Source organism: Streptomyces sp. NPDC058308 (genome assembly GCF_042880275.1).
GTDB lineage: Bacteria > Actinomycetota > Actinomycetes > Streptomycetales > Streptomycetaceae > Streptomyces.
In genome coordinates, this window is record NZ_JBHVZA010000013.1 from 66,334 (window position 1) to 80,116 (window position 13,783).

Sequence of the window (13,783 nt, forward strand, 5' to 3'; positions counted from 1 at the left end):
GACAGCGCCGCCGATCAGCCCGTCTTCAGCAGGCCCTCCGCCATCCCGATCACCACCGGCAGCACCCCGACCGCGACGAACGCCGGCAAGAAGCACAGGCCCACGGGCGCCGTCATCAGGACCGCCGCCCGGCGTGCCCCGGCCGTCGCCGTCCGGCCCCGGTCCGCCCTGGCGTCCGCTGCGAGGCGGGCCGCCGGGGCCGCGGCCGGCGCTCCGGACTCGCCGGCCCGTTCCAGGAGCCGGGCCAGCGGAGCGGCGCCCGGCAGCGCTCCCAACTGGCGCCATGCTTCGGCCGGTTCGCCGCCCAGCCGCACCTCCGCCGCGCCGCGCGCCAGTCGCGCGCCGACCGGGCCCCGCAGGGACTCCCCCACCGCTTGAGCCGCCGCCACCGGGCTCGCCCCCGCGGCTACGCACGCCGCCAAGAGGTCGGCCGCCAGCGGGAGTTGTCTGGCTGCTTCGGCTGTCGTGCTCTCCTCTTCCGGGCCATCTCCCGGGTTGAACGGAGAGGCGCGCGTCCGCTGGTTGCGGCGCCAGGTGCCGTAGCCGGCCGCCGCTGCGGCCAGCAGGCCCGGGACTCCGCCCACCAGGGCGTAGGCAGCGCTCGCCGTGCCGGCCGTCAGCAGCCAGTGCCATGTTCTTGGCCAGTGGTTCGGGCTTCGTGGTCGGCGGCGTGTGGGCGGTTCTTGCCTGTGCAGCGTTCGTCCCGCCCGTAGCCGCAGTCGCCGTTCGCGTCGTGCGGCCAGCGCCGTCAGTACCAGCCAGAACACCGCCGCCGCACCCCACACGGCTACCCCCAGGCTGTGGACAAGGTTCATCGCTCCTCCGCCCCTCGTACGATCCGCAGCGCCCACCACGCCCCGCCGGCTTCCAGCGCTCCGCCCGCCGCCAGACACACAAGACCCGGCCCCGTGTGGAACAGCACCCGGAGCGGTTGCGCCCCCAGTGCGCTGCCCATCAGCAGTCCCAGGGCGGGCAGCCCGGCGAGCATCACGGCGGTCGACCGGGAGCCAGCCAACTGGGCTCGCAGGTCGGCTCGTTGGTCACGCTCCGCGCGAAGTGCCCCCTCCAGGCGTTCCAGCCCCGCGGCGAGCCCCGCGCCGCGGTCCACCGCTACCCGCCAGCACGCCGCGAGCCCGAGGAGGCCTTCGGCGCCTGGCTCGCGGGCCGCTTCTCGCAGCGCCCCCGGCACGTCCCCGCCGAACCGCGCCGCGGCCAGCACCGCGCTCCGCGAAGCACCGGCACCGCCCTCGCCCGACTCGGCCTCGTCGAGGGCCAGCCGCAGCGCCTCGCCGGGTTGCCGACCTGCCCGTACCTCCCCCGCGAGCTCGCCGCAGAGCGCGATCACCGCGTCGCCACGCCGCTGCCGGTCCCTGCGCGCGTCACGAGCTCGCCGCACGCGCGCCGCCAGCGGCACCCCTGCCGCGCCCACAGCCAGCGGCACCACGGACTGCGCCAGGATCGCGGCCGCCACCCCGGCCGCCAGGCACCACCATTCGTGGCGTACGCGGGCCGCTGCCCGCAGCCGGTGCCAGGGCGGGGTCCGGCCCGTTCGCGGCCCGTCCGGTCCGAGCAGCGATCGCAGTCGCCTGGCCTCTCGGTTCCGTCGGCCCATCAGCCAGGCCGCGCTTCCCGCACACAGCGCCGCCGCCCACATCGAGGAGTTCACCGGCCATCACTCCAGGCCCCGCCCGCGAGCAGGGAGCTCAGTCGCTCCCAGCCCGGCTCGCGGGTGAACGCCGACCGGCCCCACCGCAGCGCCGGTACCGTCACCACCAGGCCGGACTCGGTCCGCTCCAGGACGTGCACCTCGGCGATACGGCGGTGGCCCGCCCTGTCCCGCACGAGATGGATCACCACGGACAGCGCGGCCGCCAACTGGCTGTGCAGAGCCGCCCGGTCGAGCCCCGCAGCCGTCCCCAATGCCTCAAGGCGGGCAGGCACGTCCCCCGCGGCGTTGGCATGAACCGTGCCGCAGCCGCCCTCGTGCCCGGTGTTCAGCGCAGCCAGCAGATGCACCACCTCCGCGCCCCGCACCTCGCCGACGACAAGCCGGTCGGGCCGCATTCGCAACGCCTGCCGCACCAGGTCGTCCAGGCCGACGAGCCCCGCCCCCTCCTGGTTCGCGGGCCTGGACTCCAGACGCACCACATGGGGGTGCGCGGGCCTCAACTCCGCCGAGTCCTCGGCGAGAACGATCCGTTCCTTGGGGCCGACGAGTCCCAGCAGCGCGCTCAGCAGGGTCGTCTTGCCGCTGCCGGTGCCCCCACTGATGAGAAAGGACAGCCGGGCGTCGAGCAGGGCCCGCAGGAAACCGTCGCCACCGGGCGGCACCGTCCCCGCGGCGACCAGTTCCGCGAGGGTGAACGCCCTGGGCCGCACGACCCGCAGGGAGAGGCAGGTCGAGCCCACGGCCACCGGCGGCAGCACCGCGTGCAACCGGGTGCTGTCCGGGAGGCGTGCGTCCACCCAGGGCCTCGCGTCGTCGAGACGCCGGCCCGCCACTGCCGCGAGTCGCTGCGCGAGCCGCCGCACCGCAGCCGCGTCCCGGAACGTGACGCCCGTGAGCTCCAGGCCGCCGCCCCTGTCCACCCACACCCGGTCGGGCGCGGAGACCAGCACGTCGGTCACCGAGTCGTCCGCGAGCAACGGCTCCAAGGGACCCGCCCCGACCAGCTCCGAGCGCAGTTGGGCGGCCGCGCCGAGGATTTCGGTGTCCCCGAGCACCCGGCCCTGGGCGCGCAGCGCCTCGGCGACCCGGGCCGGTGTCGGCTCCGTGCCGTTCTCCGCGAGCCACTGGCGGACCCCTTCCAGCATCCGGGCCCCGACCACCGCGCTCATACGCCCGCTCCCGCGGCGTCGACCGGCAGCCGGTCCCAGAAGGCCGTACAGAACCGCGCCAGCGGTCCCCGTGCCGCTCCCCCGGGTGGCGTCCCCGCTGCCTGCGCCGACGCCAGCCCGGCCTCCCAGGGCACTTCGCCGGCCAGCGGCAGCCCGAGCAGGCGCGCGACCTCCTCCGGGTCGAGGCCACCGGTTCCCGCTGCCCCGGCGCCGCGCGAGACGAGCACCCGCAGATCCCGCAGCGCCATGCCCGCGGTCGAGGCCACCCGGCGCGCGCCCGCCACCGCCCGCAGTTCCGCGGGCACCACCAGGAGGCCGAGGTCGACCTGCGCGAGCGCCTCGGCGACCGCCTCGTCCACCCGGCGGGGCAGATCGACCACCACCACACCGCCACGCCTCCGGGCGGCGCCCACGACCGCGCGCACGGCCTCCGGAGCGACCGTGACCGCCTCTCCCCGGTCCCAGCTCAGGACGCGCAGCGCGTGCAGTTCCGGGAGCGATTCCTCCAGTGCTCCACCGCCGACCCTGCCGCGTGAGGCGGCGAACGCCGGCCAGCGGAGTCCGTCGGCGCTCTCACCGCCCAGGAGTACGTCGAGGCCACCGCCCAGCGGGTCCGCGTCGACGAGCATCGTGCGCCGCCCGGACCGCGCCGCCGTGACCGCAAGGGCACATGCCAGGGTGGAGGCCCCGGCGCCACCGCGGCCGCCGATGACGCCGATGGTGAGCGCGGGCCGTCCCACGCCCTCCACCACGTCGGCGATGCGGTCCACGAGCCACTGCTCGCCGTCGGGCAGGAGCAGCACTTGGTCGGCTCCGATCTCCACCGCCCGCCGCCAGACGTCCGGGTCGTCCTGATCCCGTCCGACCAGCACGACTCCGCGCCGCCGCGCGGCCCCGCGGACCCGGTCCGCCGCGTCGTCCCCGACCAGGACGAGCGGGGCCGAGTCCCAGCTGTCCCTCCGCGAGGGCCCTCCGTGGTGCACCTCCGGCAGCGCTCCGGCCGCGGCGCACAGCCGCAGCAGGTCGTCCAGCAGCTCCACGTCCTCCGTGACGATCAGCGGTCCGCCCTGCCGTGCGCCGGCCGGCGCGGCCCCGTCACGTGAAATGACTCCACCCACGGTCTCCATCCCCCTCACACCTCAAGCCCCTTGTGAATGCCTCGTACCGCCTCCGCGAAGAGCCGGCACAAAGCAATCCGGCCCTGGACTTCGCGAGTGGAACGGGCGGAATCAGCGTGCGGTGGTGTGGAAAATGGTGTGGATCTTGGTCAATAACTGTGGACAAGCCGGCGCCTGTGAATATCCCGGTCACCCATACCAGTGACATCTCACGGAGTTGGTGGCGACTTCCGCAGAGCAGCGCGACGACTACACACGGTGACGAACCTTGGGCAGCCCGAGCGAAGGTCGAGACGGGGATGAGGACCGCTCAAGGACTGGAAGAGGATCAGCGGAGGGTTCAAAAACCCATCCGGACATGCGACGACCCCCGCCGGGGGGGAGAGCGGGGGTCGTCCCCACGGTCCGACTCGGGGGGGGAGGAGCCAGACCGGGTTAGCACGGTCGCGAACGATCCGTGACTTCCATGGTGTACCCGAGAGCCTTCTCAGGCAAACCCACGCGCCTCAGCTTACGCCGAATGGTGGGCGCCTATGCTCGGCCTCGTGGAAAACCACTCCTTGCCTCGGACTGCCGCGTTCTTTGACCTGGACAAGACGGTCATTGCGAAGTCGAGCACGCTCACCTTCAGCAAGTCGTTCTACCAAGGCGGCCTGATCAACCGCAGAGCGGTACTGCGCACCGCGTACGCGCAGTTCGTCTTCCTCGCGGGCGGCGCGGACCACGACCAGATGGAGCGGATGCGCGAGTACCTTTCGGCGCTGTGCCGCGGCTGGAACGTGCAGCAGGTCAAGGAGATCGTCGCCGAGACCCTGCACGACCTGATCGACCCGATCATCTACGACGAGGCCGCCTCCCTCATCGAGGAACACCACACGGCGGGCCGCGACGTCGTCATCGTCTCCACCTCGGGCGCCGAGGTCGTCGAGCCGATCGGTGAACTCCTCGGCGCGGACCGGGTGGTGGCGACCCGGATGGTCGTCGGGGACGACGGGTGCTTCACCGGTGAGGTGGAGTACTACGCGTACGGTCCCACCAAAGCGGAGGCCATCAAGGAGCTCGCCCGGACGGAGGGGTACGACCTCGACCGCTGCTACGCCTACAGCGATTCGGCGACCGACCTGCCGATGCTGCAGTCGGTCGGCCATCCCTTCGTGGTCAACCCGGACCGCGCACTGCGCCGCGAGGCCACCACGCGCGCGTGGCCGATCCTCGACTTCCACCGTCCGGTCCGCCTGAAGCAGCGCCTTCCCGCGCCGCCCCGCCCCGCCGTCGTGGCGGCGGCCGCCGTGGGCGCGGCGGCGGCGACGGCGGGCCTCGTCTGGTTCGCCAGCCGGCGCCGGGCGACGGCGAGCTGACCCGCGAGGCGACAGGCCGCCGGAGAGCCGTGCGGAGACCGGTCGGAAACGCACGAAAGTCCAGCGCCCGATTCACACCTGTTTGAACCTAAAAGTAAAGAAGTGTGGCCAGCACTTCCGCTTATCCGTGGACTGGAGTACAAAGGAGTCAACGGCCCGCGAGACCAAGGACATCCGAGAGGATCACCTTTAAACGCAGTAAGGCCCCACGGACCGAAGCATGAACACCGAGCACCCACGCGACGTCGACCCGTCGATTACGGGCCAGCCGCACCAGGTGACGGGCAACGTTCCCGACCTGATGGGCATACTTCGAGGACGCTTGGTAACCCGGTGAACATGCCAGCGGCGGTACGGATTCCGTACCGCCGCAACCCTGTTCAGGCCCTTCCGGCGTGCCGCCCTCAGCCCCTCTAGGCCGCGCCGCGCTGCAGCGCCTCACAGACGGCCGTGGATTCCCTGACGCCGAGCTCCACCGCCTTACCGCAGTGGGCGATCCAGGCCGCCATGCCTTCCGGCCGCCCTGACGCGTAGCCGTCGAGGGCCGCGACGTAGGCCGCCCGCCCCAGCTCCGCGTACCCCGCCTCCGCCGGGCAGACCGACTTCGGGTCGAGACCGCTGCCCACCAGGACGATGCGCTCGGCGGCCCGCGCGACGAGGCCGTTGTGCGAGCCGAAGGGACGCAGGCTGAGCAGCTCGCCGTGGACCACGGCCGCCGTCACGAGGGCCGGCGCCGAGCCACCCGCGATGATCAGCCGCGAGAGGCCTTCAAGGCGGCCCGCCACCTCGTCCGCGTCCGGCAGGGGAAGCTCGACGAGCGGCTCGTCGACGGGCTCACCGGCCAGCCGCGGGCGCCCCGCCTCCTCGGCGGAGCCGGCCGCGGCGACCAGGTGCAGGCGCGCCAGGACCCGCAGCGGCGACTGCCGCCAGATGGACAGGAGTTGACCGGCCTCGGCGGTCAGCCGCAGGGCCGCGCCGACCGTACGCTCCTCGCCGTCACCACTGAAGTCGGTGCGCCGACGCACCTCTTCGAGTGCCCAGTCGGCGCCGGAGAGCGCCGCGGAACCTCGGGCGCCGCGCAGCGCCGCCTCGGAAGTGATCTCGTTGCTGCGGCGCCGCATGATCCGGTGCCCGTAGACCCGGTCCACGGCCTTGCGCACGGAGTCCACGGAGTCGGCCACGCCCGGGAGGCCCCCGAGGGCCGCGAGCGGGTCTCCCATGCTCGAGCCGGATCCGGAGCCCGGGGAAGGATCAGCTGTCGTACTCATGAGTACGACCCTACGTACTCCCGGGCCGCCCTCCACGAAGGAGTGGTCTTCTTCACGCGGGTCGAGCACTCAACGTATGCGAGCGACTACGCTTCGTGGTTATGAAAATCGCTTTCGTAGGAAAGGGCGGCAGCGGCAAGACCACGCTGTCCTCGCTCTTCATCCGCCACCTCGCCGGCACCGGCGCCCCCGTCATCGCCGTCGACGCCGACATCAACCAGCACCTGGGCCCGGCCCTGGGTCTCGACGAGGCCGCGGCCGCCGAGCTGCCCGCTCTGGGCGCCCGACTGCCTCTGATCAAGGAGTACCTGCGGGGCTCCAACGCACGGATCGCCTCCGCCGACACGATGATCAAGACGACGCCGCCCGGTGACGGCTCGCGGCTCCTGCGGCTGCGCGAGGACAACCCGGTGTACGACGCGTGCGCCCGCACCGTGGAACTGGACGACGCCGCCGTGCGTTTGATGGTCACCGGGCCGTTCACCGAAGCCGACCTCGGTGTCGCCTGCTACCACTCCAAGACGGGAGCGGTGGAGCTCTGCCTGAACCACCTGGTGGACGGCCGCGACGAGTACGCGGTCGTGGACATGACCGCAGGCTCGGACTCCTTCGCCTCCGGCATGTTCACGCGCTTCGACATGACGTTCCTGGTGGCCGAGCCGACGAAGAAGGGGGTCTCCGTCTATCGCCAGTACAAGGAGTACGCACGGGACTTCGGCGTCAGCCTCGCCGTCGTCGGCAACAAGGTGCAGGGCCAGGACGACGTCGACTTCCTGCGCGAGCAGGTCGGTGACGACCTGCTGGTGGCGGTCGGGCACTCGGACTGGGTGCGCGCCATGGAGAAGGGGCACCCGCCGCGCTTCGAGCTCCTGGAGGACGACAACCGCCGCTCCCTGCAGGCGCTTCAGGACGCCGTCGACGCCTCGTACGAACGACGGGACTGGGAGCGGTACACGCGCCAGATGGTCCACTTCCACCTGAAGAACGCGCAGAGCTGGGGCAACGAAAGGACCGGGGCCGACCTGGCTGCCCAGGTCGACCCCGACTTCGTCCTGCGCGAGCGGATGACCGCGACGGCCTGAGCAGGCCGCAGGATGGCCGCAGGGTGCTACCGCTTGACCGCCGGAGCGCCCGGGACCCCCTTGGGGGCCGGTGCGGGCTGGGCGGAGAGGAACCTCGCCCAGCCCTCCTTCGGCGCCTTGCCGACCGGAAGCCCGGTCAGCTTCGCCAGCGTCTTCGGGTCCTGCGCGTCGAGCCAGTCAGCGAGTTGGCGGAAGGAGACACAGCGCACGCCGGGCTTGGTGCACACCCGCTCGACGGTCTCCTCGATGGCCCGCATGTACGTGCCGCCGTTCCAGGACTCGAAGTGGTTGCCGATGATCAGCGGCGCGCGGTTGCCCTTGTAGGCGCGCTTGAAGCCCTGGAGCAGGCCGTCCCGCATCTGGTCGCCCCAGTACTCGTGCATGGACGGGTCGCCGTGCGACGTCGAACCGGACTGATTGACCATGAAGTTGTAGTCCATGGTCAGCGTCTCGAACTTGCGGCCGGGGACCGGGACGAGCTGCATCGACAGATCCCACAGCCCCTCCTTCTTCTTGGGCCAGACCTGGTTGTTGACGCCGCTGGTGTCGTAGCGGAAGCCGAGCTCGCGGGCGGCCCGCATGAAGTTCTTCTGGCCTTCCAGGCAGGGGGTGCGGGCCCCGACCAGCTCCTTGTCGTAGTCGAAGGGCAGGGGCTGCGCCTTCTTCAATCCGGTGTTCGTCTTCCACGCCTTCACGAAGGACTTGGCCTGCCTGATCTCGCTCTTCCAGTCCTCGACGGACCACTCCCCCACCCCGCGCCCGGCGCCGCAGAAGTGGCCGTTGAAGTGCGTACCGACCTCACTGCCCTCGAGCCAGGCGCCGCGGAGCTGCTCCACGGTGTCCTTGATTCCCTTGCGGTCGTTGAAGCCGATGTCCGAGCTGCCCGCCATGTGCTGCGGTGGCTTGTAGAGCCTGCGCTTGCCCTCCGGGAGCATGTACACGCCGCTCAGGAAGTACGTCATGCTGGCGTTGTTCCGCTTGGCGACCTTGCGGAAGTGGGAGAACAGCTTCTGGCTGTCCTCGCCCGCCCCGTCCCAGGAGAAGACCACGAACTGCGGTGGCTTCTGGCCCGGCTTCAGGCGGGCGGGCCGGGGCAGGTGCGGCTGCTTCCCGGTGAAGGACGTGGAGCCGTCGCCGATCATGCGGACGGGACTCTTGGGGGCCAGGGCTCCGGCGGCCTTCTTCGGGCCCTGGGCGCCCTTCTTGGCGCCGGAGCCGCTGTCGGCACAGCCTGCCAGTACCGCTGTGCACGCCACGAGGGCGGTGAGGCTCGCGGCAATCCTCCGGGTGGCGGCCATCTTCCGCCCACCTTCTTCCGTGCAAGTAGGGACAGAACGGCCTCAACTTCACACGGAGCCCAAAACGTATTTGTACGACAAGCCGATAAGATTTTTTATTCACTCAGCAGAGTGATTCATTACCCCATTTGCGCCGAAAAGCCTTTGGAACCCTTTACTCTGGATTACGATCCGTTTACCGAGAGTTGAGAAATCCCGCCGCTGCACGCCGTGACCCACGGCCGCGACCCGCCCTCCGGAGAACTCCGGAGGACCCCTTGTTCCGCGACCGCGCTGCCCCGGAGGAGACGGGAAACATGTCTGCTTGCGTCCCCACACGCCCCACCGACTCGGCTCACCCACCCCGCGCCCACAAGCCCCACGCCCCGCCACCCGGCAAGAGGTTCCGCATCGCGGGCGCCGACCTCTCCGCGTCGGTCGCCGTCTTCCTGATCGCCCTGCCGCTGTCCCTCGGCATCGCCCTCGCCACCGGGGCACCGCTCCAGGCGGGCCTCGTCGCCGCCGCCGTCGGCGGCATCCTCGTCGGAGCGCTCGGCGGATCACCGCTCCAGGTCAGCGGCCCGGCCGCCGGGCTGACCGTCGTCACCGCCGATCTCATCCAGCAGTACGGCTGGCGGACCACCTGCGCCATCACCGTCTTCGCCGGACTCGCCCAACTCGGCCTCGGGTGCGTGCGCGTGGCCCGCACCGCGCTCGCCGTCAGCCCCGCCGTCGTCCACGGCATGCTGGCAGGCATCGGCGTCACGATCGCGGTGGCCCAGCTGCACATCGTGCTCGGCGGCACCCCGCAGAGCTCCGTGCTCGACAACGTCAGCGCGCTGCCCGCCCAGTTGGCCGACCTCCACCCGGCCGCCCTGACGATCAGCGTGCTGACCCTGACGATCCTGCTGCTCTGGCCGCGGATCCCCGGGCGGGCAGGGCGTATCGCCCGGATTCTGCCCGCGGCCCTCGTCTCCGTCGCCGCCGCGACCGCCGCCGCCTCGCTCGGCGGGCTCGGGGTCGACAAGGTGAACCTGCCGTCCTGGCGCAGCCACGCACTGGCCGGGCTGCCGGACGGACCCGTCCTCGGCCTCATCGCCGCCGTGCTCACCACCACCCTGGTGTGCAGCGTGCAGTCGCTCCTCGGCGCCGTCGCCGTCGACAAGGTCGTCGCCGGACAGCACGACCTGCACCAGGGCGTGCGCCGCTCCGACCTCGACCGCGAACTGCTCGGCCAGGGCGCGGCGAACATCGTGTCCGGCACGCTCGGCGGGCTCCCCGTCGCCGGAGTCGCCGTGCGCAGCATGGCCAATGTGCGCGCGGGCGCGGTCAGCAGGAACTCCACGATGCTGCACGGCGTTTGGGTAGTGGTGGCCGCGCTGCTCCTGGTCCCCGTCCTGGAGCTGATCCCGCTCGCGGCCCTCGCCGCCCTTGTCATGGCCGTCGGCATCCAGATGGTCAGCCTCAACCACATCCGGACCATCACCCGCCACCGCGAGATCCTCGTCTACGCCGTGACCACCCTCGGCGTGGTCACCTTCGGCGTCCTCGAAGGCGTGGCACTCGGCGTCGCCGTCGCCGTGGCCGTCTCGCTGCACCGGCTCGCCCGCACCCGGATCACCCACTGCGAGGTGGACGGCGTCCATCACGTGCGCGTGCGCGGGCAGTTGACCTTCCTCGCGGTGCCGCGGCTCAGCCGGACGCTGCACCTCGTCCCGCACGACGCCCAGGTGATCGTGGAACTGGACGGCTCCTTCATGGACCACGCCGCGTACGAATCGCTGCAGTGCTGGCAGGACGCGCATGCCGCGCACGGCGGCAGTGTCGAGATCACCGGCCGCTCCGGGACCCGTATCGCCGAGCCCGGCAGTGCCGCGCACTCCTGCTGCCGGCCCTGGACCCCGTGGCGCAACCACCACTGCGACCGGCCGCAGGAGGAGGAGCAGGCGGCGCGGCCCAGTTCGCACCAACTGGCGAGCGGGATCAGCGCGTTCCAGCGGAACACCGCACCGCATGTGCGCGGCGAGCTCGCCAGGCTCGCGCGTGAGGGGCAGCAGCCCGCACAGCTCTTCCTGACCTGCGCGGACTCCCGGGTCGTCACCTCGATGATCACGTCGAGCGGTCCCGGTGACCTCTTCGTCGTACGCAATGTGGGCAATCTGGTGCCGGTGCCGGGTGCCGAGAGCGGGGACGATTCGGTGGGCGCCGCGATCGAGTACGCGGTCGACGTGCTGCGGGTACGGTCCATCACCGTCTGCGGGCACTCCGGGTGCGGTGCCATGCAGGCGCTGCTCAACACACCGCCCGGCGGCGCCCAGACCCCGTTGAAGCGGTGGCTGCGGCACGGCCTGCCGAGCCTGGAGCGGATGGGCGCGCAGGACAGGTCATGGGCGCGCCTGGCCGGACGCGCGCCCGCCGACGCGGTCGAGCAGCTCTGCCTCACCAACGTGGTCCAGCAGTTGGAACACCTGAAGGCGCACGAGTCGGTGGCGCGCCGACTTGCCGAAGGTGATCTTGAGCTGCACGGTATGTACTTCCACGTCGGAGAGGCGCAGTCCTATCTGCTGACGGAGGGGACCGGCGCCGAGCAACTGCCCGACGAGGTCTTCGATCAGGTGGCGCCCACAGCGCGGATCAAGGTCTAGCGGATGCCTTCCGGGTAAAGGTCTAAACCAATTTTCGGCAGCCCCTTGTCACCACGGGTTGTGTCTGATGAGCTGTGGCTTCGGACACAACGGTCGCCCCCGGCAAAGCAGCGCAAGGGAGATGTCGTGAGCAATGAAAGCCTGGCCAACCTCTTGAAGGAGGAGCGTCGCTTCGCGCCGCCGGCGGAGCTGGCAGCCGCCGCCAACGTCACGGCGGAGGCGTACGAGCAGGCCAAGGCTGACCGGCTCGGCTTCTGGGCCGAGCAGGCCCGTCGGCTGACCTGGGACACGGAGCCGACCGAGACGCTCGACTGGTCGAACCCCCCGTTCGCCAAGTGGTTCGCCGACGGGAAGCTCAACGTCGCGTACAACTGCGTCGACCGCCACGTGGAGGCGGGCAACGGCGACCGCGTCGCGATCCACTTCGAGGGTGAGCCCGGCGACAGCCGGGCCATCACCTACGCCGAGCTGAAGGACGAGGTCAGCCGGGCGGCCAACGCCCTGACCGAGCTCGGCGTCCAGAAGGGCGACCGCGTCGCCGTCTACCTGCCGATGATCCCCGAGGCGGTCGTCGCGATGCTGGCCTGTGCCCGCATCGGCGCCGCCCACTCGGTGGTCTTCGGCGGCTTCTCCGCGGACGCCATCGCCACCCGTATCGAGGACGCCGACGCCAAGGTCGTCATCACCGCCGACGGCGGCTACCGCCGGGGCAAGCCCTCCGCGCTCAAGCCCGCCGTGGACGAGGCCGTGGGCCGCGTCGACGGCGTGCGCAACGTCCTCGTGGTGCGCCGCACCGGTCAGGACGTGGCGTGGACCGAGGGCCGCGACGTGTGGTGGCACGAGATCACGCAGAAGCAGCCGGCCGAGCACACCCCCGAGGCCTTCGAGGCGGAGCACCCGCTCTTCATCCTCTACACCTCGGGCACCACGGGTAAGCCGAAGGGCATCCTGCACACCTCCGGCGGCTACCTCACGCAGACGGCGTACACCCACCACGCCGTGTTCGACCTCAAGCCCGAGACCGACGTCTACTGGTGCACGGCCGACATCGGCTGGGTCACCGGCCACTCGTACATCACGTACGGCCCGCTGGCCAACGGCGCGACGCAGGTGATGTACGAGGGCACCCCCGACACCCCGCACCAGGGGCGTTTCTGGGAGATCGTCCAGAAGTACAAGGTCTCCATCCTGTACACGGCGCCCACGGCCATCCGCACGTTCATGAAGTGGGGCGACGACATCCCCGCGAAGTTCGATCTCAGCAGCCTGCGGGTGCTCGGGTCGGTCGGCGAGCCGATCAACCCCGAGGCGTGGATGTGGTACCGGAAGAACATCGGCAACGACGCCTGCCCCATCGTGGACACCTGGTGGCAGACCGAGACCGGCGCGATGATGATCTCGCCGCTGCCGGGCGTGACCGAGACCAAGCCGGGCAGCGCCCAGCGTGCCCTGCCGGGCATCTCCGCCACCGTCGTCGACGACGAGGCGAACGAGGTGCCGGACGGCGGCGGCGGTTACCTCGTCCTGACCGAGCCGTGGCCGTCGATGCTGCGCACCATCTGGGGCGACGACCAGCGCTTCCTCGACACGTACTGGTCCCGCTTCGAGGGCCGGTACTTCGCCGGTGACGGGGCCAAGAAGGACGAGGACGGCGACATCTGGCTGCTCGGCCGGGTGGACGACGTGATGCTCGTCTCCGGGCACAACATCTCCACCACCGAGGTCGAGTCGGCGCTCGTCTCGCACCCCGCGGTCGCCGAGGCGGCGGTCGTGGGCGCGGCGGACGAGACGACGGGCCAGGCCATCGTGGCGTTCGTGATCCTGCGGGGCACGGCGAACGCCGACGACGAGGGGCTCGTGGCGGAGCTGCGCAACCACGTGGGCGCCACGCTCGGCCCGATCGCCAAGCCGAAGCGGGTCCTTCCGGTGGCCGAGCTGCCGAAGACCCGGTCCGGCAAGATCATGCGCCGTCTCCTTCGGGACGTCGCGGAGAACCGTGAGCTCGGCGATGTCACCACGCTCACCGACTCGACCGTGATGGACCTCATCCAGACGAAGCTGCCGGCCGCTCCGAGCGAGGACTGACGGCCGCCCGGCATTGATTCACGTACGCACGAAGGGCCGTCCGGCAGCGCGCCGGGCGGCCCTTTTGTGCTTAAGGTGAAGATCACCGGATAGGTCCGGGCGTACGTTAGGT

At 71.2% G+C, this 13,783-nt stretch carries 10 protein-coding genes; 4 read left to right on the forward strand and 6 right to left on the reverse strand.

All coding sequences use genetic code 11. The features are described from left to right. Positions 1–14 precede the first annotated feature (14 nt). The 4 genes from ACFVYL_RS19145 to ssd are packed head-to-tail and all read right to left on the reverse strand — an operon-like array spanning position 15 to position 3,965. Entirely contained in the window at positions 15–815 is an 801-nt protein-coding gene (locus tag ACFVYL_RS19145) for a type II secretion system F family protein (protein ID WP_389717412.1), read from the reverse strand. Further along, positions 812–1,654 carry a type II secretion system F family protein gene (locus ACFVYL_RS19150; RefSeq protein WP_389717730.1) on the reverse strand — a complete coding sequence of 281 codons (843 nt, stop codon included), beginning with the start codon at positions 1,652–1,654 and terminating at the stop codon, positions 812–814. Before ACFVYL_RS19150 ends, ACFVYL_RS19145 begins: the two co-directional genes overlap by 4 nt. Positions 1,655–1,662: 8 nt before the next feature. Further along, positions 1,663–2,838 carry a TadA family conjugal transfer-associated ATPase gene (locus tag ACFVYL_RS19155; protein WP_389717415.1) on the reverse strand — a complete coding sequence of 392 codons (1,176 nt, stop codon included), beginning with the start codon at positions 2,836–2,838 and terminating at the stop codon, positions 1,663–1,665. Further along, positions 2,835–3,965 carry a septum site-determining protein Ssd gene (gene ssd, locus ACFVYL_RS19160; RefSeq protein WP_389717417.1) on the reverse strand — a complete coding sequence of 377 codons (1,131 nt, stop codon included), beginning with the start codon at positions 3,963–3,965 and terminating at the stop codon, positions 2,835–2,837. Before ssd ends, ACFVYL_RS19155 begins: the two co-directional genes overlap by 4 nt. A gap of 524 nt (positions 3,966–4,489) precedes the next feature. Here ssd and ACFVYL_RS19165 point away from each other — a divergent pair. Next, a complete protein-coding gene (locus tag ACFVYL_RS19165; protein WP_389717419.1) occupies positions 4,490–5,314 on the forward strand; it encodes an HAD family hydrolase in 825 nt (274 codons plus the stop codon). Between the two features lie 413 nt (positions 5,315–5,727). On the opposite strand, the gene ACFVYL_RS19170 is transcribed toward ACFVYL_RS19165, so the two are convergent. After that, positions 5,728–6,582, reverse strand: a complete 855-nt coding sequence (locus ACFVYL_RS19170; protein ID WP_389717420.1) for an oxidoreductase — start codon at positions 6,580–6,582, stop codon at positions 5,728–5,730. A gap of 101 nt (positions 6,583–6,683) precedes the next feature. Here ACFVYL_RS19170 and ACFVYL_RS19175 point away from each other — a divergent pair, with 101 nt between their 5' ends. Further along, positions 6,684–7,664, forward strand: coding sequence for an ATP-binding protein (locus ACFVYL_RS19175; protein ID WP_389717422.1), 981 nt, complete (start codon positions 6,684–6,686; stop codon positions 7,662–7,664). Between the two features lie 26 nt (positions 7,665–7,690). Here ACFVYL_RS19175 and ACFVYL_RS19180 read toward each other — a convergent pair whose 3' ends face one another. After that, positions 7,691–8,962 (reverse strand): hypothetical protein, encoded by a 1,272-nt coding sequence (locus ACFVYL_RS19180; protein ID WP_389717424.1) that lies wholly within the window; start codon positions 8,960–8,962, stop codon positions 7,691–7,693. A gap of 296 nt (positions 8,963–9,258) precedes the next feature. On the opposite strand from ACFVYL_RS19180, the gene ACFVYL_RS19185 reads away from it, so the two are divergent. Continuing rightward, a complete protein-coding gene (locus ACFVYL_RS19185) occupies positions 9,259–11,586 on the forward strand; it encodes a bifunctional SulP family inorganic anion transporter/carbonic anhydrase (RefSeq protein ID WP_389717426.1) in 2,328 nt (775 codons plus the stop codon). A 126-nt stretch (positions 11,587–11,712) separates the two neighbouring features. Continuing rightward, complete coding sequence (gene acs, locus ACFVYL_RS19190) at positions 11,713–13,671, forward strand: acetate--CoA ligase (protein ID WP_389717428.1); 1,959 nt, start codon at positions 11,713–11,715, stop codon at positions 13,669–13,671. Positions 13,672–13,783 lie beyond the last annotated feature (112 nt).